This window comes from Crocosphaera sp. XPORK-15E (assembly GCF_034931425.1).
Taxonomy (GTDB): domain Bacteria; phylum Cyanobacteriota; class Cyanobacteriia; order Cyanobacteriales; family Microcystaceae; genus UHCC-0190.
The window spans coordinates 138,132-162,277 of the sequence record NZ_JAYGHQ010000011.1; the positions used below are offsets into that span (position 1 = coordinate 138,132).

Below are 24,146 nucleotides of genomic sequence, written 5' to 3' on the forward strand. Positions count from 1 at the left end.
TAAATGTCTAACTGTTTATATCCTCGTCAAGCACTCAATAAAGCGTTTCTCAAAGTTAAACCTAACCGCAGTGATATTGACATATTTAAAACTAATTTACAAGAATTACTTGCTCAAATTAAAGAATCAGAATCAGAAGAATTTCATAAAAACCTCATTAGTGATTTTCTTAAGCAGACTTATTATCAGTCTCAACATTTTATCAATACTAAAAATAGAAATGATTTAGTTATTCATACAGGCAAAAATTCTGATACTTCAGTCGGGGTTATTTCAGAATTTAAAAAGCCTAGTACCAAAAATGAGATGCTTAAGTTGGATAATCTCAATGTTAAAGCATTGCAGCAGTTACTCTGGTATTTTTTACAGGAAAGAATTATAGAAAATAATATTAATCTTAAGCATTTAATTGTTACTAATATTTATGAATGGTTTATTTTTGATGTTCAAGACTTTGAAAGATTATTTTTTAACAATAAATCTTTAGTTAAGCAGTTTAATGAGTTTAGAGAAGGAAAGTTAAGCGGAACAAAAACAGATTTTTTCTATCAAGAGGTTGCTAAACCTGCTATTAAAGCGATAGAGTCTGAACTTAAATTTGTTTATGTTGATCTCAGGAATAATAATATAGAACATGATCATAATTTAATCCCACTATATAAGTTATTTTCTCCAGAACATTTATTAAAATTACCCTTTGCTAATGACAGTAATAGTTTAGATAAAGACTTTTATAGTGAATTATTACATATTATTGGTCTAACCGAAGTTAAACAGGGGAGTAAGAAACTTATTCAACGTCATAAGGAAGGAAACAGAAATATAGGTTCTCTCTTAGAAAATGTCATTACTCAAATACACGGTTTAGACAAACTTTCTCGACTGACAAACTCTTTACAGTTTGGGGAAAATGAAGATGATCAACTGTTTGCGGTGGGGTTAGAATTAGTTATTACTTGGGTTAATCGTATTTTATTCTTAAAGTTATTAGAAGCGCAACTTATTAATTACCATAAGGGTGACAAGTCTTTTGCTTTTTTGAATTTAGATAAGCTTAAAAATTATTCTGACTTAAATTTTCTCTTTTTCAATGTATTAGCTTGTGAAACCAGTCAAAGAGATGAGTATATTAACGAGAATTTTGCGACTGTTCCCTATCTCAATAGTTCTCTATTTGAACCCACAAACTTAGAACATGAAACCATTGTTATTAGTAATCTTAGAGATGAAAGTTTATCTATTTTTTCGGCAACGGTATTAAAAGATAATGCAGGTAAAAAGCGCACGGGTGAACTCAATGCGCTGCAATATTTGTTTGAGTTTCTGGATGCTTATGATTTTAGTAGTGAGGGTTCAGAAGCGATACAAGAAGATAATAAAAGGTTAATTAATGCGTCAGTTTTGGGGTTAATATTTGAAAAGATCAACGGTTATAAAGATGGGTCATTTTTTACCCCAGGTTTCATCACTATGTATATGTGTCGAGAAACCATTAGACGCGCTATTATTCAAAAGTTTAATGAGGTTAAAAACTGGAACTGTCAAACTATTGATGATCTTTATGACAAAATTGACAATAAACCCGAAGCAAACAATATTATCAATAGTCTGAAAATTTGTGATCCTGCTGTGGGTTCAGGTCATTTTTTAGTGTCTGCATTGAATGAAATTATTGCTATTAAGAGTGAACTAAAAATCTTATTAGATAGACAGGGTAAAACTTTACGAGATTATCAAATTGAAGTAGTCAATGATGAGTTGATTATTATTGATGATAATGGCAGTTTGTTTGAATATAATCCCAATAATAAGGAAAGTCAGCGCATACAAGAAACTTTATTTCATGAGAAACAGACTTTAATTGAAAATTGTTTGTTTGGGGTGGATATTAACCCAAACTCGGTTAAAATTTGTCGGTTGCGGTTATGGATTGAATTATTGAAGAATGCTTATTATAAGGGACAAAATGAGTTAGAAACTTTACCGAATATTGATATTAATATTAAGTGTGGGAATTCTTTAATTAGTCGTTTTGAGTTACACTCTCCTTTAGGGTTTGGATTGAAAAATAAGCAATATGATATTTTATCTTATCAAAATGCAGTACGAATTTATCGCAAAACTAAAAGTAAGCAAGAAAAACGAGAAACAGAAGGATTAATTAAGAAAATCAAGGATAATTTTAGAACAATATTAAATGAACAAGATCCAAAAAAATCTCAAATCAGAAAGTTAAAAATGCAATTAAATTTATTGGAGAATCAAACATTATTATTAGAGGAAAGTAAAACCGATAAAAAAGCAAGAGAAAAGAAAATCAATAAATTAAATAATGAGATTGATAAGTTAACTGTTGAGTTAGAAGAAATAGAAAGCGGTAAGATTTATGAGAATGCTTTTGAATGGCGTTTTGAGTTTCCAGAAGTGTTAAATAATAAGGGTGATTTTGTTGGTTTTGATGTTATTATTGGTAATCCTCCTTATATTAGACAAGAAGAAATTAAAGCATTTAAACCTTATTTACAACAACAATATACCTGTTATACAGGAGTTGCTGATTTATTCATCTATTTCTATGAAAAAGGATTTAATATACTGAAAATGCAAGGCAGTTTGACTTATATTTCTTCTAATAAATATTTTCGGTCAGGATATGGGGAAAAATTGCGATCATTTTTAACAACAAATACCACCATACATACATTAATAGACTTTGGTGATGCACCAGTTTTTGAAGAAGCGATCGCTTATCCTAGTATTATTATCTTAGACAAAATAAATGTAGCAACGCTTTCTAATCTATCACCACAAAATCAAAATAGTGATACAACTATAAATGTCTTAACTTGGGAAGCAGATAAACCTTTTAATGAGTTTATTTCTATTATTACTAAAAATAATTTTGTGATGCAGCAAAAAGATTTATTATCTGATGGATGGCGGTTAGAATCTTCTGCTGTATTACGATTATTAGATAAGTTGAGAAATGCAGGTACACCATTAGGAGATTATATTAACGGTAGGTTTTATCGTGGTGTTTTAACAGGGTTTAATGAAGCGTTTGTTATTGATAGAGAAACCAGAGATAGATTAATTGCTGAACATCCTTCATCAGAAGAAGTTTTAAAACCGTTTTTAAGGGGACGGGATGTTAAAAGATGGGTGATAAATAATCCTGATTTGTGGTTAATTTTTACAAGACGGGGAATAAATATAAATGAATATCCTGCGATTCTTAATCATTTAAGTCAGTATAAAGATAGATTGACACCTGGAATAGAAGGAGGGAGAAAAGCAGGAAGTTATCAATGGTATGAAATACAAGATAATATTGCTTATTATAATGAGTTTGAAAGTTCTAAAATTTTGTATCAGGAGATTGCAACTTATCAAGCATTTTCATGGGATATATCAGGTGCATATTCTAACAATAAAACATTTTTAATTCCTGATTCTAACCTATTTTTATTAGGTTTATTAAATTCAAAATTAGTTTGGTTTTTCTTAGATTATACAACTTCTAAATTACAAGGAGGAGCATTTGCTATGCAAACTCCCTATGTTTCTCAAATTCCTATTCCAAAAACCACAGACACACAAGATGCGTATGTTACAGAAATAGTTAATAAAATTCTAGAAATTAAAAATAATAATCTTAATGCTGATGTTAGTGAATTAGAGAGAGAGATTGATCAATTAGTGTATGAACTTTATGGGTTAAATGAGGAGGAAATTGATATAATAGAGGCTAGTGTAACCAAATAAGTGCAATGGACATAATGGTATTATGTCCCTACAAATACACCCATGTAGGGATTTAACACTGTTAAATCCTTCAATCCTCGTTTTCAACAAACTGGTTTGATTACCTTATTACAATAGCTAAAATGTTTGCCTTTTGGGACTGTTTTGTATCGTATCTTCTTTCCCCTAAAAATAGAGGTTACAGGCGCACACCTTTTCCATCATGTATAATATATCATGTCAAGTCAAACAAAAGCAAGCTTTTTTTAGAATTTTTACAAAAGGGAGAAAAAACAATGACCCGATATTTTAATGTAATCATAGAAAAAGATGGTGATGGGTACTTAGTCGCATCTGTTCCTAGCTTAAAAGGATGTCATACTCAAGCAAAAACATTTGATGAATTAATGGAACGAATAAAAGAAGCGATAGAACTTTGTTGAGAAATGGAAAATGAAGTAAAATAAGGAAGTTGGGAAAAGTTTCAACAAGTTTTAAATAAAGTCAGCGATCCCGAACCTGACGAATATGATAAATTGTAATGAGAAGCGAAAGAAAAAGAGGAAACCATAATGACAATTGTAGAAATCGCATCAGCAAAATTACTAGAACTACCCCTTGACAAACAGCAAGAAGTGTTAGATTTTATCGAATTTCTTCAATCTAAAATAGAACCCGAAAAAATAGAGGAACCAGTATCTTTTCTTGAAGCGGCGAAAGAATTCGCAGGTTGCCTTGATAGTAATATAACAGATACTTCTCATGAAAATGATCCTCTAAAACCATTTATTGGCATAATTGATACTAAAGGATCAGATTGGGTAAAAAATGAGGAGATAACAAATAAAAAAGGATTAGCGGGTTCAATGAAAGGTACTTTTGTTTTACCGTTGTCTGAGGATTTTGATGAACCGTTAGAAGATTTTGAGGATTATATGTAATGAGTAGTGTTTTAATAAATACTCATGTTTTTATCTGGTTAGCGGAGAATGATTCTAGTTTACCTGTTGCCATCAAAGATTATCTAGAAAATACAGAAAATGTGTTTGTCAGTGTTGCTAGTTTTTGGGAAATATCTATTAAAGTGAAAATTGGTAAACTTGCTTTAAGTTGTGATTTTAATGATATAGAAACTCGTTTTTTGGCTACCCGATTCAAGTTGTTATCTATTACTTTACAAGATACTATTAAGCTTTACGATTTACCTTTACATCATAAAGATCCTTTTGACCGTATTTTAATTGCTCAATCGATCAATAATTCTTTAATTTTAGTTAGTCGAGATCAAATTTTTGATAATTATCCTATTCACCGTTTCTGGTTATAAGTTATCAATGAAGCGTATGAGTAAAAATTGCTATAGTAGATAGTAGCGTAACAAGTAAAGGAGTTAATAACCTAATGAGTTCGTTAGAAATACGCACACAAATTAATCAAAGATTATGGAATTTATCCCAAGAACAACTTAATACAGTTTTGGAATTCATCGAATCAATAGAACCCTTAGATGAAAACAATAAGAATCAACAAAAAACAGTCATAGAAAAGATGGGAGGTTATCCTAAGTTTCTATTACAGGGAACTGGAAACTTATCAGATAGAGATGTTTGTAAAAAAATTATAGGAGATAGAATGAAAGATAAATATATAACAGATACTTCTCATCAAAACGAACCTCTAGAACCATTTATTGGCATAATTGATACAAAAGGATCAGATTGGGTAGAAAATCATAATCAATATTTAGGACAAACATTGTTAGACACCCATGATAATGAATAAATGAAACACTTTTTAGAGAAAATAGTTATGATTCAAGATGTTTATCAAATCAGTGTTGTTATCGAAAAAGATGAATATGGTTATTATGCTTATTGTCCACAGTTAGAAGGTTGTCAAACACAAGGAGATTCTTTAGAAGAAATTAAAACGAATATTCACACAGCAATTGAACTTTATTTGTCTACCCTTTCTGATGACGAGGAAAAAGAACAATTAAGTCAAGAAATTTGGACTATGACTATGGAGGTAAAAGTTGCCTAAGTTTCCTATAGCAATCAGGTTTCAATTGTGAGAAAATTAGGAGGAGGATTTAACAGTGTTAAATCCCTACAAGGGTGTATTTGTAGGGACATAATACCATTATGTCCTAGTATATTTTTGCTTCTCACATATCATTACTGATTGCTATAGATTAATATAAACAACTTAAATTAGCTACAATACTTAAGATGGTGGGTTACGAAGCGGATTAAAATTTATTAGTTTTTCATCAAAATAATACCCGCGTCTAACCCCCCCTACAAGTCACATAAATCTTACTTATTTATTGATTTCTAAATAAATATCTTGAGGGACAATTTCTTTCATCATTGTTTGATTAATATTAGGGAGAGTTACTAATCTATTTGCTTGTTTTTCAATCGTTTTTTCAAAGATATTTCTAACTAATCTACCATTACCAAAACTTTTATCTCGTTTCTCGTATAAATAAGTTAATTGAGTTAACATCATTGTTTTAGCATCTAACGTTAACTCATAATTATTTGTCTGACAAATTTGCTCAAAGATTTTTAATAATTCTTGAGGGGTATAATCTGCAAAATGAAAGTAACGATTAAACCGAGATTTTAAACCAGGATTTGATTCAATAAATCGGGTCATTTCGTCTCCATAACCTGCTACAATAACCACTAATCTCTCTCGATTATCTTCCATGCGTTTAAGTAACATCTCAATCGCTTCTTGTCCAAAATCATGACCAGAATCAGCAGGTTTTAAGGTATAAGCTTCATCAATAAATAATACCCCATCTAACGCAGATTCTACTAATTCATTGACTTTTTCTGCTGTTTGTCCTACATATCCTGCAACCATTCCAGATCGATCAGTTTCAATCAAATGTCCTTTTTTAAGAATTCCTAATTGTTGATAAATCTTACCCATCAAACGCGCAACCGTCGTTTTACCTGTACCTGGAGAACCACAAAAAACTGAGTGTAAGGTTATAGGAGTTCGAGATAAACCTTGTTGTTCCCGTAACTTTTGAATCTTCAGGAAATTAATAAATTGACGCACTTCATCTTTTAAATTATTGAGTCCAATCAGATTATTTAATTCTTGTAGATGTTCATCAATGGAATGACTCTGAGTATAATTATCTGAATGATAAGAGCTTTTTTGCGTGGTGACATTTCCCCAATTTGTGGTTTTAGTTTTCTCATATTTAACCTCTTGTTTTCTTCTTTGTTGTCTACTTAATTCTTCTCTCAATCTAACTTTCTCTTGTTCAATTTTTTGCTGCCTTTTATAGTCTTCCTCCCGTTTAATAAGTTGGCGATCGCGTTCAACTTCTTGTTTAATTCTCTCTTGTTTTTTTTGTTCTTCTAGCCTTAATTTTTCCAGATCTTGTTTAACCAAATCATGATAATTATTATAGTCAGACATACTGATAGCCTCATCTAAAGAATTAAGAAACTGTTGCCATTATGGGTTAAAATAGTTATGTTAACCCCAAAAGACGCGATCGCAAAAAGTGCTAATTTATTATTCCCCTCACCCTTCACCAAATTAACACCCCATCAGACGAAAACGCTTTACCCCCACAAAAAAAATATTCTCAGCGTTATTAAAAGCGACCTTTAACCCTTTTGTGTTAGAATTTTTGAAGATTTTGTTATCGAGGAGTCGGAAGTCGCCTCGTGAGGGATTATTTAGGGAAGTTCCATGACAACAACAAGTAACTACGGTGCGGAGCAAATTCAGGTTCTCGAAGGACTAGATCCTGTTCGTAAACGTCCAGGGATGTACATTGGAACCACTGGGCCGAGGGGACTACATCATCTCGTCTATGAGGTGGTGGATAACTCCATTGATGAGGCGTTAGCTGGTCACTGTACCCACATTGAAGTGGATATTAACGCTGATGGTTCCGTTACTGTTATCGACGACGGACGGGGCATTCCCACCGATATCCATCCTACCACGGGAAAATCTGCATTAGAAACCGTCATGACCGTACTTCATGCGGGGGGAAAATTTGGGGGAGGAGGTTATAAAGTTTCTGGGGGGTTACATGGGGTCGGAATTTCCGTTGTCAACGCTTTATCCGAATGGGTAATAGTGACAGTTTGGCGAGATGAAAAAATCCATGTACAACGCTACGAAAGGGGAGTTCCTGTCACGACCTTAGAAGCAAAACCCGATCCAGAACATTCAACCGGAACCTCTATTTCTTTCTTGCCGGATACTCAAATCTTCACCGGAGGAATTGAGTTTGATTATAATACATTGTCGGGAAGATTACGAGAATTAGGATATTTGAATGCGGGAGTCAGAATTACCTTTACTGACCACAGAAAAGAAGAACCCCATATAGAAAGTTATTGCTATGAAGGCGGTATTAAAGAATACGTCGCCTATATGTGTCGAGACAAAGACCCATTACATCAAGATATTATCTACGTTTCTGGTGAAAAAAATGGGGTTCAATTAGAAGTTGCCTTACAATGGTGTATTGATGCCTATAATGATAACTTGTTAGGATTTGCCAATAACATTAGAACTATTGACGGAGGAACCCACTTAGAAGGGTTAAAAACAGTCCTAACCAGGACAATGAATAATGTTGCTCGCAAACGCAACAAAATCAAAGAAAACGAACCGAACTTAGGGGGCGAAAACGTCCGTGAAGGCTTAACCGGAGTCATTTCGGTGAAAGTTCCTGATCCAGAATTTGAAGGACAAACAAAGACCAAATTAGGCAACACAGAAGTGCGAGGAATTGTTGATTCCTTAGTGGGAGAAGTGCTAGGAGAATACTTAGAATTTAACCCCCATGTTGCTGATAATATTATTGAGAAAGCAGTCCAAGCATTTAAAGCAGCAGAAGCAGCAAGACGGGCCAGAGAGTTAGTCCGCCGTAAGTCGGTTTTAGAATCTTCTCCCCTACCTGGAAAATTAGCGGACTGTAGTAGTAGAGATCCCCAAGAATCAGAGATTTTCTTAGTAGAAGGAGACTCCGCAGGAGGTAGCGCAAAACAGGGACGAGATCGACGGTTTCAAGCAATTTTACCCCTCAGAGGAAAAATCATTAATATTGAGAAAACCGATGATGCTAAAATCTACAAAAATAACGAAATTCAATCCTTAATTACTGCTTTAGGATTAGGCATTAAAGGGGAAGAATTTGATTCCGCACAATTGCGTTATCATCGCATAGTAATTATGACCGATGCTGACGTTGATGGGGCGCACATCAGAACTCTTTTGTTAACTTTTTTCTATCGTTATCAACGGGACTTAGTGGATCAAGGATATATCTATATTGCTTGTCCTCCATTGTATAAAGTAGAACGGGGGCGCAACCATGTTTATTGTTACAATGAAAGACAATTACAAGAACATTTGAACACTTTGCCAGCCAATGCGAATTATAACATTCAACGATTTAAAGGGTTAGGAGAAATGATGCCCACTCAACTTTGGGAAACCACCATGAACCCAGAAACTCGTAGCATGAAACGGGTAGAAATTGAAGATGCTGCTGAAGCTGATCGCATTTTTACAGTGTTAATGGGCGATCGCGTGGCCCCCCGACGGGAATTTATTGAAACCTATGGGCCGAAGTTGAATTTACTAGATTTAGATATTTAGCGAAGTACCCCACCCTACGGGAGCTATTGCTGCGCCATCGGGTGGGGCTTCCTACCCTCAAGAATTAACGCTCTTGATACACGGCATTTCAACCTTTAATTCATAGGCAATCTACTTTTGTTTATTGATTTAATAAAATTCCTTTTTAAGATTACTTATAGCAGTTCTCATACTTGTAAGGTTTTTAATTTTAAACATAAGTAAGAACAGTAAAAATTTAACATAAACCCAATATAACACTGTCAATTGTTTAAATTATATCATTTATTTCCTAACCAATTTCCCTGTTCATCATAATTAAGCGATCGCGGATATCCTGCTGCATTCCATACTGCATCAAGTTGATCTTTTATCTCTGTTTTATTTTTGAATTGATAATTTACGAATAACCATACTTATTATTATTAACCATTAGTTAAATTTTGTTGTTCTAAATGTCTCGTAATAACTTGATCAATTTCTTGAGGAGAAAGTGAGTTACAATAAACTTTAGTAGAGGGATGAGACTTTAAACGATCTGCATAAATATAAAATGCTTCTTTATCATCTTGATGACTAATAACATATTGACGTAACTCATCTTTACTCATTTTATTAAAATCTGGTTTCATGTTAAAAACTCCCAGTCTCCATTACGACTAATTAATATTTGGATATCATTACCTGCCAAAATAAATAATTTACCATCTCTTTCATCAAGACGTATTAGATAAATTGGCTGATAAGTATTGGTTAATGACTGACATAGATAAATACATTTTAGTCCTTATGCTTATTGAATAAAGATTCAAGAATATCTTTAGTTTTTTTTATTTCTCCGAGAGTTTTGTTAACTTCTTCCATATTTCCAGGGGCATCTTTTGCAAAATCAGTGATTCTTTTTATCATTTTAGATATTCCAATTAGTCTCTGTTGTATTTGTTCTTGAGTGGAATTTTGAAAGCCTTGTTTGAGGTTTTCTATTGCCGTTAATAGTTGCTTTTTATTTTCGTTATCTTCGTAATCTGAAATTAATTCTTTTACCATCGTTTCCAAGTGCATGATAGCCGTTAATTTTTGTTGTTTAGATTTTTTTCTTTGTAAAACAATAAAACACAAAATTACTACTAATATTATAACCACGATTATTATTATTATTAATAGAAAATTGTCTTTTATCCAATGTTGACGATTCAGATCTCTTAGTTGGTTGTCTAAATCTTCATTTTTCTCCCTTATCCAATCCTTACCCGTCTCATTAATCCACTGATTAATTGTATCGCCTAAAAGCTCTTTATTATAAATAAGAATGCCTAACTTTTCAGGATCTCTTGTGGGATACTTGGTAACATATTGATATTTTTCTATTATTTCTGGAAACTTAATTAACATCCCTTTTAAAAGTATATCATCAGTCAAGTAAGCAACAATATTATTATCTTCTAATAATTTTTCTCGAACTTCTGAGCGGCTTTGAGTTTGAGGCAAATCTTGATCAAGATTCTTACTATAATATTGTTTAAGAAAGAAATATTGAGTGGTTCCATAAATTACTGTAATCTTATTCTTTGGATCGATTTCTGAACGATTCTCTAATGCTGATTTTAAATTAAGTTTATCTTTTTTAACTATATATTTAGATGGAGTTTCAAAATATTTATTTGAAAAAGTAGGACCGTCTTTCTTACTTTCTAAAATTTTTTCTCTCTCATCAGTTATTGAAATGGAACCGCAATTAACTTGTAGTTCAATTTCTTCTTCCTCATAAGTTATTATTTTATCTCCAAAATCTTGTGTATAGGAAATTGGAATTAACTTAAACTTATAGGACGAAAATTTTTTTTCTGTTTTAAGATATTCATATAACTGATAACAAAATGTATCCCTGTCTAAATCCCTAGAAGACTGATCTGCCAACGAACTTACAGGATAAGCATCTTCTGCAAAACCAAAATTAATAGTTTTTTGTGAGTCTACAGGATTATTTTGAGCAATAGTCAACTGAGGAATAGTTAACTGCATAATAGCTGATGCTTGAACCAATAAAAATAACTTTTCCCACTGTTTGACTGACTTGAATGACATCAATTTTGCAACTCCATGATTGTCTAATTTAGATAGATAAGTGGGTTAAAGAACAACAAATATGGATAAATTTAGTGTTTTTTTATAGCATTGTAGCATACTTTTTCTAATTTAAGGAAAAAAGGTGGGCATTGCCCACCCTACTAATGTTAGGAAAGGTAGTCTTGCAATGCTTTAACTTCTAAGGGTTGAGTCTGCAAAGATCGAATCGCTGCCACTGTTGCTTTTGCCCCTGCTATAGTGGTAATAATGGGCAATTTGTAATCTAATGCAGTGCGTCGAATCATACGACCATCTACTTGTGATTCTTCTCCACTTGGCGTATTAATAATAAATTGGATCTGTTTATTCTTGATCCAATCTATCACATGGGGACGACCTTCATGAAGTTTTAACACTACTTCAACCCCTTCTATTCCATTCTCCTCTAAGACTTTTTGTGTCCCAGAAGTTGCCACCACTTTAAACCCTAAAGCAACGAGATCTTTAACCACAGGAACCGTTAATATTTTATCCCGATCGCTCATAGAAACAAAGACAGTTCCGGTGGTTGCTAAATCAACTCCTGCGCCAATTTCTGCCTTAGAAAATGCCTTACCGAAATCATTATCTATCCCCATTACTTCACCTGTAGAACGCATTTCTGGCCCTAATAAAGTATCTGCACCTGGGAACTTTTGGAAGGGTAAAACAGCCTCTTTAACCGAAATATGACGGGGTATTAATTCCTCTGTTACCCCTAACTCTTCTAAGGTTTTTCCTGACATCACCAAAGAAGCAATTTTAGCTAAAGGTCGTCCGGTTGCTTTAGAAACAAAAGGAACAGTACGAGATGCGCGGGGGTTTGCTTCTAAGATGTAAACTTGTTCCCCTTGTACCGCATATTGAATGTTCATTAACCCGATCACTTTTAAACTCTTGGCCAAAGCAGTTGTCCAAGTGCGAATGGTTTCTACAACACTAGAAGAAAGGGAGATATAAGGGAGAGAACAAGCGGAGTCACCAGAATGTACCCCTGCTTGTTCAATATGTTCCATAATGCCACCAATAACCACTTTTCCGGTAGCGTCACATAATGCGTCTACATCCACCTCGATCGCATTTTCTAGGAACTTATCAATTAAAATGGGGTGATCGGGTTCTACCAATACCGCATAAGTCATGTACCGTTCTAATTCTTCATCAGAATACACGATTTCCATGGCCCGTCCCCCTAATACATAAGAAGGCCGTACAACGACTGGATACCCAATACGAGAAGCAACCGCGACAGACTCCTCATAACTGCGAGAAATACCGTTTGCGGGTTGTTTAATGTTGAGATCGTGTAAAATCTTCTCAAATCGTTCCCGATCTTCTGCGGTATCGATAGAATCAGGAGAAGTACCCCAGATTTTAGTCTGTACGGGACAATTAGGACTATCTAGGTATGTCTGCAAGGGAACCGCTAATTTTAACGGTGTTTGACCCCCAAACTGCACAATAACACCGACTGGGTTCTCGGTTTCAATGATGTTTAAGACATCTTCTTTGGTCAAGGGTTCAAAATATAAGCGATCGCTGGTATCGTAGTCGGTGGAAACGGTTTCCGGGTTAGAGTTAACCATGATTGTTTCAAACCCTGCGTCACTCAAAGAAAAGGCCGCATGACAGCAACAATAGTCAAATTCTATCCCTTGGCCAATGCGGTTGGGGCCTCCACCCAAGATCATCACTTTGGGTTTATCAGTAGGAGTGACTTCTGTTTCGTCGGGTTCGTAGGTAGAGTAATAATAAGGGGTAAAGGCTTCAAATTCAGCCGCGCAAGTATCCACTACCTTATAAACTGGGATAATGCCTAAACTCTTACGATAGGCCCTCACCTCATCTTCTGTGGTTTTGGTAGCAAAAGCAATTTGGCGATCGCTGAACCCTTTTTGCTTAACTAACCGCATTTGAGGTGCAGTCATTTGCTTCAGGGGAGTTTGTTTGAGGACTTTTTCAGTTTCGATGAGGTCTTGTAATTTGTCCAAAAACCAGATATCAATGGCAGTTAATTCGTAAATTTCCTCAACTGTCATACCTAATTTCATGGCATGGTAAATACTATAAACCCTTTCAGGATTTGGAGTCCGTAAACTGGCCCGAACTTGAGAAAGAGAGGGTAAAGTTTCTTTTTTGTCGCAACCAAAGCCATAACGACCGGTTTCTAAGGATCTTAACGCTTTTTGGAAAGATTCTTGAAAAGTCCGGCCGATCGCCATTGCTTCCCCCACAGACTTCATCTGAGTGGTTAAAATAGGCTGAGATCCGGGGAATTTTTCAAAGGCAAACCGAGGTATTTTTGTGACTACATAATCAATAGTGGGTTCAAAAGATGCAGGGGTTTGCTTAGTAATATCGTTATTGATCTCATTGAGAGTGTAACCTACTGCTAATTTAGCGGCAATTTTCGCAATAGGAAACCCTGTCGCTTTAGAAGCTAACGCAGAAGAACGAGAAACGCGGGGGTTCATTTCAATAACGATCACATCCCCATTAACAGGGTTAACCGAAAATTGAATGTTAGATCCCCCTGTTTCTACCCCAATTTGACGGATAATAGCTTGAGAATAGTCTCTTAAACGCTGATACTCTTTATCTGTTAAAGTTTGGGCAGGTGCTACGGTAATAGAGTCTCCCGTATGTACCCCCATAGCGTCAAAGTTTTCGATAGAACAGATAATGACCACATTATCCGCTAAGTCTCGCATGACTTCTAATTCGTATTCTTTCCAACCTAACAGAGATTTTTCTACTAAAATTTGAGAGACTGGGGAAGAATCAATCCCAAATTGGGCCATTTCCTCAAATTCTTCTTGGTTATAAGCAATACCCCCTCCAGTTCCCCCTAAGGTGAATGCAGGACGTATAATTAAGGGATAAGACCCGATTTCTTCCCCGATCGCCTTTGCTTGTTTGAGGGTACTAGCAATACCAGAAGGACAGACGGGAACCCCAATTTTAGCCATTGCTTCTTTGAATAGGTTGCGATCTTCTGCCATCTCAATAGCAGGAAGTTTCGCACCGATCAATTCTACATTGTATCTATCCAACGCCCCATTTTTAGACAATGCGACGGCCACATTCAGGGCAGTTTGTCCTCCCATTGTCGGTAATAACGCATCAGGACGTTCTTTGGCAATGACTTTTTCTACCATATCGGGGGTGAGAGGTTCGATATAGGTACGGTTAGCCATGTCCGGATCGGTCATAATAGAGGCAGGGTTAGAGTTGACTAAAACCACCTCATAGCCTTCTTCTCGCAATGCTTTACAGGCTTGAGTACCAGAATAGTCGAATTCGCAAGCTTGTCCGATCACAATGGGGCCTGCGCCCAAAATTAATATTTTCTTTAGATCTTCGCGGCGTGGCATAAGCTGTATTTGTAGAGTTAGATAGAATAAACCGACATTATTGTATCGGTTGTTATCCTGCTTTGATGTACAATCTAATGCTTTATTTAGGTTTAAGGGATTTTTCCGACAGTAGGGGCATAACATATTAGGCCCCTACTGGATTGACACAGCTAAAATAGTTTATTAGCGTAGGGTGTGTTAGACGGCTAAAATCTTTACTTTCACTATTTATTATAATTTATGTGATTCAATGCTACAGTAAAGTGCTATTATTTTTTATAATAAAAAGCAATTTCTTGATCTTTAAGAGGAGTAAAATTTGCATCAAGAAGCATCTGATTTAATTCTTCTTTAGGTATATGTTTCGCCCCAATTCTAACAATACGAGAACGCATTGTGTTACTAACACCACTCCGTTGTCGTTGTCCTTCTAAAGCCATAACATTATTATATAATTCTAGCTTAGCAGTCGGAATAGGTGTACCATCGAGATCGACTCCCGCAGCGATCGCAACATCAACAGCATCTGCACCAGTGGTAGGTTGTGGAGAATTCATAATCACCTCATAACATAAAGAGCTATCCAACTTCATTTTATCAGTTATGGGGATGCAATAACGTTTTATTTTGAGAATTTCAACTTTCAAATTGATACTTCTTCTATTTCATCGATAATTGATAATAAATTATTCTCAGTTTCATCCTCATTGTCTATGCTATCTTTTAGCTCAGGAAATAGAGAGGAATAAAGACAGGTTTCTGCACAGTTATTAAGATGGGAAAAATTAATGTTATTTTGATTATAATCCTCTAAAAAATTATCAAGTTTGCTTAATAACTTGGTTAAATCTTTATGAGTTTTTTTATGTTCTTTTTGATTATAAGCAAAGGTTAAACATTGGGGTTCGTGAGGCAGTTTTACAAACCAATAAGTCATGGAAATTTGTTCAGGAGGATAGTCAGAGGTTTCTGCAAGGACATACAAATAAAGCCTAGTTTGCCAATTTTTCGCCAGTTTTTGAGGGTTTTGTGGCTGAAGATAGGTTTTCCAATCTAATATTTGCGCTCGATCTTCTGCGAGCATTAATAAATCATAAATTACTGTAAATAAATATCCTTGTAAGGACAAATTTCGACAATGTTCCGCTTCTTTCCAAGGAGTTTGGTTGACCTCATGTTGTGTTTCTACGGCTGTAACTAAAGCCGTCATTGTTTGTTGTAAGTCCTGATTTTTCCCCAAAAGAGAATCAATGGGTAAGCCTAATTCCCTCTGCTGCATCAATTGGTGAAATTGGCTTCCCCAGGTCAAATTATCCTGTATTTCTGGACTCATGGGCGATCCCAATTGTTCTAAATACAGGCGTTGAAATTGAGGCGGACAAATTTCTAATAAATTCAATTGAGCTTGAGACAACCGAATTAAGGTCGAGTTATAATGTAAAGCGGTAGCAGTTGGCATCGGAATTAGTTTACCACGATAAAGTTCATAGCGCGTATCTGTAGGATTTTGATAAAAGCGATATTAACTAGATTTTTGAGACAATAATTTAGTGATTCTCCACCGGAAAAAACCACGAATTTTTAAGCCAATTTTCTGCACAAAATTTCTTAATACTTGGAGTCGATGACGCATAGTTGGTAGACGAAAAATATAAGCTAACCGTCTGATCATTCCCCCTAATTGTCCATCAATATTTAAGAAGAAACTAGACACAATAGCGGTTCTTCTTCCTAATGTTAGCATATCCCCTAAATGAAGGTAATGAAAAGATTTTAAGGGTTTTCTTTCAATAACAGCCGCAATATTTTTAGCCGCACAACTTGCCTGTTGATAAGCTACTTGAGCAGTCGCAGGAATACGCTTATTTTTATAACTTATTTCCGCTAAATCTCCTAATGCAAATACCTCTGGATAATCAATTAATTGCAAACTCGGATGAATTAGAAGTTTATCACCACCACTATGTTGACAATTTAACTCTTTAATTAATTGCCGTGACTGAGTTCCTGCAGCCCAAATTACCAAATCAACAGGTAAACTTAATTCCTGTTCAACATGGGTTAAATAGATAGAATCTGCTGTTATTTCATTAACATCTGTGGTTAAATATAACTGCACACGACGGGAACCTAAAGCACGATAGGAAGCTGAAAGAACACCTTGAGAAAAGCCTTTTAAAATCTGATTTCCCCGTTCTATTAATAAAACTTCAGCCCGTTTTCCTAAGCGATCTGCTAACTTACAAGATAATTCTACGCCATTGGGGCCGCCTCCAATCACTGCCACCCGTAAATATTTCCGTTCAGAGGTTTCTAACAGATGAATTTTAGCTTGTAACCGTTCCACATCTTCTAATGTACGAAAGGTTAAAGCATGGTTTTTTAACCCTGGAATATCTGCCCAACGGTTTTGGGTTCCTAACCCTAACACTAAATAATCATAACTCAGTAAATCATCATTATCTAAGGCAACTTTACGGCCATCAAAATCAATTTTTTTGATAGTATGCTGACAAAACTCTATGGGGGTTCCTGCCAACAATTTTTGATAGGATGGGGCAATTTCCCAGCGTTGTAATTCTCCTGTAATTAATTCGTATAATAAGGGAGTAAATAAAAAGCGATCATTGCGTTCGACTAAAGTAATGCGCCATTGACCTGATTTTACTTGAGGAAAGTGGCTAAGGTATAAAGCAGTATATAAACCGCTAAAACCGCCCCCTAAAACGCAAATATTGATGACATTTTTGTTATTCATTAGAATTCAAAGTAAATAAACTCTGATGGTGTGTTGGCCGCTAAGAGAATTGTTAAACCCAATAAAACAGGTGATAACCACCGAGACAATAATAAATCATATTCAAATTTACCTTGCCAAACAGCGATTTGTTCCATCACAAGAATAAAGGTTGATAATGCGAGGACAAAAAGCAGGGCTAAGGTTTCATTAATACTATACGACCCGAAGACAGCTTGCAAGTTATTTAAAGAATAAGCACTAGGAGTCACTAAAGTCTGTAATTTAGTTAACAGTCGGTGGCTATTCGTTTCCATAAAGAACAGACATCCTAATGTTACTGAACTAAAGGTCAAAAACCAAGAGACAACTTGTGGACGGGGAATATAGTTACCCAGGAACCCGTAAAAAGGGCGGCCTAGATATCTCAATACTAACAATAATGCGCCGTGATAAGCTCCCCAAATAATAAAATTCCAAGCCGCACCATGCCAAAATCCTGATAAGGTAAAGGTTAAAAATAGATAAAAAGCTGCCCATTTTTTATTAGAACCCATTAAGGGCAAAAAGACATAATCTCGGAACCATGTACTTAAGGTAACGTGCCAACGTCGCCAAAATTCATTGATACTTTGGGAAGTATAAGGGGCTAAAAAGTTAACGGTTAATTTAACTCCTAAAAAGTAAGCAAGACCAACAGCAACAAAACTATAACCTGCAAAATCAAAGTAAATTCTTAGGGTAAATAACAAGGCAAAAAACCAAACAATCCAAGCATTATCTGCAATCTTTAAATCAATATAAGGAGCGATATTATCGGCTAAAACAAATTTCATGAAAAAGCCAAGAGATATCCATTTTAATCCTGTTTCAAAGTTTTCTATAGTAAATTTAAAGCGAAAAGATTCAATTTGAGGTAATAAATCTCTACGACGCTCAATGGGGCCAGCAACAATTTGAGGAAAGAAAGAAACGAAGTTAACATAATCAATAAAGCCGATAGCTTTCTTCTTCCTCGCTGTGAAAGAATCTACTACAAAAGCTACCATCTGAAAGGTATAAAATGAGAGTCCTGGAGGAATACGGTTACTAACAGGAATGGGTGATAATTCTTTCCAGTTTTCAGGAATATTTATTAATAATCCAATGACATCTTCGACAAAAAAGGTAAAATATTTAAAATAAGCTAAAATAGCAATATCAATAATAATAACAGTCGTAGCAATTGCTTTCGCTTTAATTCCTTCACAGCGTAACATCCAAGCTACCATCAAGTAATTAAAAATAAGCTCAGCAATGAAAATAATGAAACTTGGGCGACTAGCATGAAAAAATAATAAAAGAGATAATACCAGGATACCAATACTATCAAAAAAACCTCGCCAGAGATTAGAAGACTTAGCGAGGAAGCGAACCGTCAAAAAGGGAACGCTAAACAGGATTAAGATCCACCAAAACGAAAAATCAGAGTAGTTCATAGAATAGATTTAATCATGAATTACAAACTAGGGTTAGTTAAGTAAAATTCCTTACTAACCCCGTTTATAACTCTCTATCTTATCCTTTATTTGAATTTTGCAAAGAGGTTTCCCCAACCTTTTTTCTCAGTATTGTTTTCTGGGGTTTTGTTAACGGGAGTTTCGGCTGCTTCTGTGTCTATTTTTTCTAAAGCATCAGCAAGCTCATAATTCTCCTCCAAATACTGAGCCGCTTTTTCAATGGTAGAATGATCCCAAAACAAGGTATCTGGAAGATCTAAATCTAACCAATCTTCGAGATCTCCGACCAAAGTAACAGCATCAATGGAATCTAACCCATAACGGGTTAAGGGTTCACCCACTTTAATTGTAGTAGGATCAAGGGAAAGCTGCTCAGCTAATTGCTTAATCAGCCAATTTTGAACGGCTTCTACAGGAGTTGGGGCAGTTGTGGGGTTATCAAGCTTTAAGCTGGAGCTTTGAAGTTGCATAGGAGCGATCCTCTGTTAGTGGTGATTGAGCAAGTTGAAAGGGAACTATTGAAAAAAGTTTATCTTCTTTATACAGTTTTAGCAGTTCCTCAGCCAGATTGGCGACATAAGCATCAGAAATGCTATAGGGTAAGGGTCTAATCATCCGTAAAAGTCGATGTAAACTCAAGACTAACCATTCCCCTTTTGCAAAAAATTCGCCTAAAATTGTCCGATTATAAAGCCACATCTGTAAACAACAGGTGGCTGCATGAAGGATACAATATTTTTTGGCAATTTCAAACAACTCTGGGGACTGATCATGACCATATTCAAATTTTGAGTTCGTAATTAACTCATCATGGTCATTTAATTCCTCTAGAATTAAGTTACCCAAACCCATCAGGTTTACTAACACTTCCTCATCCACATCAGAAATTTCTTTTAACGCTTCTAACTGTTTTAGCGCAATTTCTAACCCTTGTAAGGGATCATCCACACCACGGCCAAATAATTCTAATTTTTCGGGTTCAAATTGAGGAATCTGTTTTTCCAAAGAAAAAATGATTTCGAGTCGGTGTTGTAATTGTGCGATCGCTTCTGGTTTCCTACGGGCCCGATATTTAGTTAATTGCCGAAACTGTAAGATTAAAGCGTGTAAATTTACGACGGTACTACCATCAAACATACTAATGATGGAGTTATCTCGCAGTACCTTTTGAAATATGCCATAATCATGTTCTTCCCGCATATAAAACCGTGATCCTAAAACCGTATAGACGTTGTTGATCATGGTTTCTAACTGGGTTGTGACAAAATATTTTGTCACCGAGGCCCAAACGCTAAATTGTTCGGGGATAACATGAAATCCTCTGGCGGCCCCAATGGTTTCGCAATCACAGATTAAGATATCTAAAAAGGCATCTGTCAGGACTTTACGAGGTTGAGGTAGATCGAAGACCTTTTTCCCGTAAACAACCCGATTAAGCGCAAAATTTAAGGTAGTTCTTAAGGCTGTATCTGCTGCTCCGAGGGAAAAAGCCGCGCAAAAAGTTCGGGTAATTTGAAAGCCTTTTAAGGCAAATTCTAACCCGTCTCCTTCTTCTTTTATCCGCATGGAGTCAGGAACAAAACAATCTTTAAACCCGATCCCACTCATATCAGAAGCACGAATGCCATGGGTGAGAATTTTGGGTAAATTGTAATAATTATCAGGGTTAAGTTCTCGTTTATCCACCATAAACAAGGTTAAACATTTTGGCCCCCCTTCAGGATCAGTTTTGGCCAAAATGTAGGATATTCCTGAAATTGTAGCGCGATTAATCGGCCATTTTTCCCCATTGAGAATATATCCCCCTGGTACTTTTTTGGCCGTTAAATCGCCCCCAACGAGATCACTCCCATGTTCTCGTTCAGAATAGCCTAAACACATAGCCCCATTCTCATTTTTAATAAAATGGGATAACATTTTCTTTTGTTCTGGTGTCCCGGCCATCCAAGTGATAAAAGACCAAAATAGGGTAGTAAAGGCTATCCCTATGGTTTGATCTCGACGACACAAGACACGAACAAAAGATAAAAATTCCTCAAAAGAGGTAAACTCCCCACCACACTCCGCCGGAACATAGTAATGTTGCAATTTCCAATTGTAGAGCCATTCAATCTCTGAGTGAGGGAATTCCTCAGTCTCATCGATGTCAACCACTCTTTTAAACGACATTACATTCTCAGGAGTCAAGGGATCTCCTAAGTCTTTGTCGAGTCTTTCCGCAACCCAATATTGTTTGAGTTGGTGCATGACACGCCTCCTTAGGTAGCTTTGCTTAGGCTAATGGTCTTATACATTACCATCAATCAGGGGTAATGCTGAAGATTTCTAACCTTTACAAAAATTAATGGCTATTCTAACGGGTTTAGGACAAATAAGCAAGGGTTTAATCTTTTTTCTTTTTTCAACCTGTAGGGTGGGTAATGCCGACTAAAATCTTAAAACCCTTATTTAGAGACTATTGTGACCATTGCCCACCTGTTTTTCCTAAATTTATTTGTAACCACCTACTGAGTAAGTGATCGCTTGATTACAGAGGAGTTGGCTCTCCCGACATCTTGGTATAAAATGTATAATCAGATACAATACTTAAGATGGTGGGTTACGACGCGGATTAAAACTTATTAGTTTTTCCTCAAAATCGTTGCCGCGTCTAACCCACCCTACGAATTATAAGCTTTACTTATCACCACAGGTACGGGAGAGCCTACTATCCTTCTATTTTTTCTTTCCTGGATTTTTCGGAAGATGAACCAGATATTTTAAATCATATTCTCTATACATTCCTTGCTCGATTTGATTCTAAATATATAGATAAAGTACAAGATGAGTTAGATAGTTGTAAATTTCCCCCAGAACAACAAGAACTTATTTGGCAATGGGTACGCCGAGAAATTTACTTTGTTGAACCATAAAACTCTGAATACGAAGACTATTAATTTTATTTTATAAATTTAAGCAACAGATATTAGGGCATAATGGTATTATGCCCCTACAATAATTTAACGGTTTTCTGTGAGGGTTGAATAATTTTTAATCATCATCTAAAATTAAACAATACAATCATTTATTAGTCAGCAAGATGAAAGCTTACGAATTTAATACAAAAATTTCCCCTGATGGTAAATTAGAACAGCCTGAAAATTTACGTCACAAATTACCACCTAATCAAGAAGTAAGAGTGATTATTCTAGTAAATGAAGATTCCCCGATAGAAAACACAGAAAATCAAGATTGGTCACGTTTAGCAGCAGAACAATTTTTTGCTGATTATAGCCAAGAAGATGAAATTTATAATCAAATTTAATCAATGAATAATTATTTTTCTGGAGAGATTGTATTAGTTGACTTCTTCTTTACTGAAACAACAGATAAAAAAAGTCGTCCAGGGTTAGTTTTGTTAGATACAGGTGATGAGGATATAATCATCGCCAGAATTACCAGTAAACCACATTATACCGATTTTGATATTCACATTAACGAATGGCAAAAAGCAGGTTTATTACGACCCTCAACAGTTAGATTACATAAAATCAATACTTTAGCTAAGTCTTTGATAAACCGACGCTTAGGGCAATTAGAATCAAGTGATTGGCAAAATATTAAAACAAAAATACGAGAAATATGGTTTTCTATGTCACAATAGGAATGAGTGCCATCTGACAACTTTTATTTGTTGTCCATACTTATCGAGGCAACAAAAAAGGTAATTAAAATGGAAATAGCAAAATTTGAGCAAATCAAAGAAAAATTTGATATTAAAGATGATGAACTTTATATTTACACATTAGAACCAAATATAACCTTAAAGCTACTAAAGGTGAATGACTATGAGATTTTGGCAGAAGAAGGCTTAAAAGACGTTTACGATAATGAACCTGATGGACTATGGGAGAAATGTCTTGAAAGTTAAACAAAGAGAGATTATTCTAATTAAATTTCCTTAGTCACAGACTATTGTATACTAAATAAAAAGAAATGATGTTAATTAGAAATGTCCTTAAACCGCCGTCAATTCTTAACCGCTTCTCTCGCCAGTTTAACCCTATTATCTTCCTTTTCTTCTACCATGTTAGCAGCTAATTCTCCTATTATTAAACCCCGAAAACTCAAACCAGGTTCAGGAGTTGGGTTAGTAAGTCCTGCGGGAACAACTTTTATTAAACAAGATATTGATATTGTTCAAGATGCTGTTAAAGCTTTGGGTTTAGTGCCTTATTTGGCTCCCCATTTATTAGATAAATATGGCTATTTAGCGGGCAAAGATCAAGACCGTGCTGCGGATATCAATCAATTTTTTGCCGACCCTAAAATTGATATTTTATTACCAATTCGTGGCGGTTGGGGTTGCGCTCGAATGCTTCCTTATTTAGATTATAATTTAATTAAAAATAACCCTAAAATTATTATCGGATTTAGTGATTTAACTGCCTTATTAATAGCTATTTATGCTAAAACTGGATTAGTGACATTTCATGGCCCCAATGGGTTTACATCATGGCGAACCGATCAAGTAAATTCCTTTAAACAGACTTTATTTTTAGGGCAAAAAGTAACCTTTAAAAATCAACCTGATGGGGAAGATGCAGATAGGTTAATGCAGGTAAAAAATCGTATTAATACGATTACACCAGGGACAGCAAAAGGTAAATTAATCGGGGGAAATCTTTCTGTTTTATCGGGAATTATTGGCTCTCAATATGTGCCAAATTTTAAAGGACATATTCTTTTTGTTGAAGATGTGGGAGAAAATATTTATCGCATTGATCGCTTACTCACTCATCTTAAAGTGGCTGGAATTTTAGATGATTTATCGGGGTTTATTTTTGGCCAATGTGTTAACTGTTCCCCCGATGGAGATTATGCCTCTTTAACCTTAGAAGAAGTGTTAAATGATCATATTAAACCTTTAGGAATTCCGGCTTGGTCTGGCGCACAAATTGGTCACATTGAACCTGTATTGACTTTTCCTATGGGTATAGAAGTCGAGATTAATTCTAATACTGGAACCATTAATTATTTGGAATCTGGGGTTATTTGAGTTACCCTCTAAACCCCCCTTAAAAAAGGGGG

At 35.3% G+C, this 24,146-nt stretch carries 22 protein-coding genes; 11 read left to right on the top strand and 11 right to left on the bottom strand.

What is annotated here, in order from left to right; translation table 11 throughout:
• Positions 1-3 precede the first annotated feature (3 nt).
• From VB691_RS13880 to VB691_RS13905, 6 genes are all read left to right on the top strand, one after another.
• Positions 4-3,765, top strand: coding sequence for an Eco57I restriction-modification methylase domain-containing protein (locus tag VB691_RS13880; RefSeq protein ID WP_323292090.1), 3,762 nt, complete (start codon positions 4-6; stop codon positions 3,763-3,765).
• A 275-nt stretch (positions 3,766-4,040) separates the two neighbouring features.
• Positions 4,041-4,187 carry a type II toxin-antitoxin system HicB family antitoxin gene (locus tag VB691_RS13885; RefSeq protein WP_416245105.1) on the top strand — a complete coding sequence of 49 codons (147 nt, stop codon included), beginning with the start codon at positions 4,041-4,043 and terminating at the stop codon, positions 4,185-4,187.
• 129 nt (positions 4,188-4,316) lie between these two features.
• Positions 4,317-4,685, top strand: a complete 369-nt coding sequence (locus VB691_RS13890) for a DUF2281 domain-containing protein (RefSeq protein ID WP_323292091.1) — start codon at positions 4,317-4,319, stop codon at positions 4,683-4,685.
• The gene (locus VB691_RS13895; protein WP_323292092.1) at positions 4,685-5,071 is read left to right on the top strand and encodes a type II toxin-antitoxin system VapC family toxin; all 387 of its coding nucleotides are present in this window, start codon (positions 4,685-4,687) and stop codon (positions 5,069-5,071) included. The genes VB691_RS13890 and VB691_RS13895 overlap by 1 nt, the downstream gene beginning before the upstream one ends.
• A gap of 74 nt (positions 5,072-5,145) precedes the next feature.
• Entirely contained in the window at positions 5,146-5,526 is a 381-nt protein-coding gene (locus VB691_RS13900) for a hypothetical protein (protein WP_323292093.1), read from the top strand.
• On the top strand, positions 5,527-5,787 hold the full coding sequence (locus tag VB691_RS13905; RefSeq protein ID WP_323292094.1) for a type II toxin-antitoxin system HicB family antitoxin: 261 nt from the start codon (positions 5,527-5,529) through the stop codon (positions 5,785-5,787).
• A gap of 279 nt (positions 5,788-6,066) precedes the next feature.
• On the opposite strand, the gene VB691_RS13910 is transcribed toward VB691_RS13905, so the two are convergent.
• Positions 6,067-7,191, bottom strand: a complete 1,125-nt coding sequence (locus VB691_RS13910; RefSeq protein ID WP_323292095.1) for an AAA family ATPase — start codon at positions 7,189-7,191, stop codon at positions 6,067-6,069.
• A gap of 279 nt (positions 7,192-7,470) precedes the next feature.
• Here VB691_RS13910 and gyrB point away from each other — a divergent pair, with 279 nt between their 5' ends.
• The gene (gene gyrB, locus VB691_RS13915; protein ID WP_323292096.1) at positions 7,471-9,399 is read left to right on the top strand and encodes a DNA topoisomerase (ATP-hydrolyzing) subunit B; all 1,929 of its coding nucleotides are present in this window, start codon (positions 7,471-7,473) and stop codon (positions 9,397-9,399) included.
• 404 nt (positions 9,400-9,803) lie between these two features.
• Here gyrB and VB691_RS13920 read toward each other — a convergent pair whose 3' ends face one another.
• The 10 genes from VB691_RS13920 to VB691_RS13960 form a co-directional block, all read right to left on the bottom strand.
• Positions 9,804-10,010, bottom strand: a complete 207-nt coding sequence (locus VB691_RS13920; protein WP_323292097.1) for a DUF6887 family protein — start codon at positions 10,008-10,010, stop codon at positions 9,804-9,806.
• Entirely contained in the window at positions 10,007-10,153 is a 147-nt protein-coding gene (locus tag VB691_RS25865; protein WP_416245126.1) for a DUF6888 family protein, read from the bottom strand. Before VB691_RS25865 ends, VB691_RS13920 begins: the two co-directional genes overlap by 4 nt.
• A gap of 5 nt (positions 10,154-10,158) precedes the next feature.
• Positions 10,159-11,463 (bottom strand): transporter substrate-binding domain-containing protein, encoded by a 1,305-nt coding sequence (locus VB691_RS13925; RefSeq protein WP_323292098.1) that lies wholly within the window; start codon positions 11,461-11,463, stop codon positions 10,159-10,161.
• Positions 11,464-11,612: 149 nt separating this feature from the next.
• Positions 11,613-14,858, bottom strand: coding sequence for a carbamoyl-phosphate synthase large subunit (gene carB / locus VB691_RS13930; RefSeq protein WP_323292099.1), 3,246 nt, complete (start codon positions 14,856-14,858; stop codon positions 11,613-11,615).
• A gap of 251 nt (positions 14,859-15,109) precedes the next feature.
• On the bottom strand, positions 15,110-15,397 hold the full coding sequence (locus tag VB691_RS13935; RefSeq protein WP_323292100.1) for a DUF4090 family protein: 288 nt from the start codon (positions 15,395-15,397) through the stop codon (positions 15,110-15,112).
• Positions 15,398-15,483: 86 nt separating this feature from the next.
• On the bottom strand, positions 15,484-16,299 hold the full coding sequence (locus VB691_RS13940) for a PD-(D/E)XK nuclease family protein (protein ID WP_323292101.1): 816 nt from the start codon (positions 16,297-16,299) through the stop codon (positions 15,484-15,486).
• Between the two features lie 63 nt (positions 16,300-16,362).
• Positions 16,363-17,598: an NAD(P)/FAD-dependent oxidoreductase gene (locus VB691_RS13945; RefSeq protein WP_323292102.1), complete on the bottom strand. Its 1,236-nt coding sequence runs from the start codon at positions 17,596-17,598 to the stop codon at positions 16,363-16,365.
• Positions 17,598-19,055, bottom strand: coding sequence for an MBOAT family O-acyltransferase (locus tag VB691_RS13950; RefSeq protein WP_323292103.1), 1,458 nt, complete (start codon positions 19,053-19,055; stop codon positions 17,598-17,600). Before VB691_RS13950 ends, VB691_RS13945 begins: the two co-directional genes overlap by 1 nt.
• A gap of 86 nt (positions 19,056-19,141) precedes the next feature.
• Complete coding sequence (locus tag VB691_RS13955) at positions 19,142-19,546, bottom strand: acyl carrier protein (RefSeq protein ID WP_323292104.1); 405 nt, start codon at positions 19,544-19,546, stop codon at positions 19,142-19,144.
• Complete coding sequence (locus tag VB691_RS13960; protein ID WP_323292105.1) at positions 19,515-21,323, bottom strand: acyl-CoA dehydrogenase; 1,809 nt, start codon at positions 21,321-21,323, stop codon at positions 19,515-19,517. Before VB691_RS13960 ends, VB691_RS13955 begins: the two co-directional genes overlap by 32 nt.
• Positions 21,324-22,155: 832 nt before the next feature.
• On the opposite strand from VB691_RS13960, the gene VB691_RS13965 reads away from it, so the two are divergent.
• The 4 genes from VB691_RS13965 (at position 22,156) to VB691_RS13980 (ending at position 24,114) form a co-directional block, all read left to right on the top strand.
• Positions 22,156-22,380, top strand: a complete 225-nt coding sequence (locus VB691_RS13965) for a hypothetical protein (protein WP_323292106.1) — start codon at positions 22,156-22,158, stop codon at positions 22,378-22,380.
• Between the two features lie 3 nt (positions 22,381-22,383).
• On the top strand, positions 22,384-22,719 hold the full coding sequence (locus tag VB691_RS13970) for a type II toxin-antitoxin system PemK/MazF family toxin (protein WP_323292107.1): 336 nt from the start codon (positions 22,384-22,386) through the stop codon (positions 22,717-22,719).
• Between the two features lie 69 nt (positions 22,720-22,788).
• Positions 22,789-22,986: a hypothetical protein gene (locus VB691_RS13975; protein ID WP_323292108.1), complete on the top strand. Its 198-nt coding sequence runs from the start codon at positions 22,789-22,791 to the stop codon at positions 22,984-22,986.
• A gap of 81 nt (positions 22,987-23,067) precedes the next feature.
• Positions 23,068-24,114 (top strand): LD-carboxypeptidase, encoded by a 1,047-nt coding sequence (locus VB691_RS13980; protein ID WP_323292109.1) that lies wholly within the window; start codon positions 23,068-23,070, stop codon positions 24,112-24,114.
• Positions 24,115-24,146 lie beyond the last annotated feature (32 nt).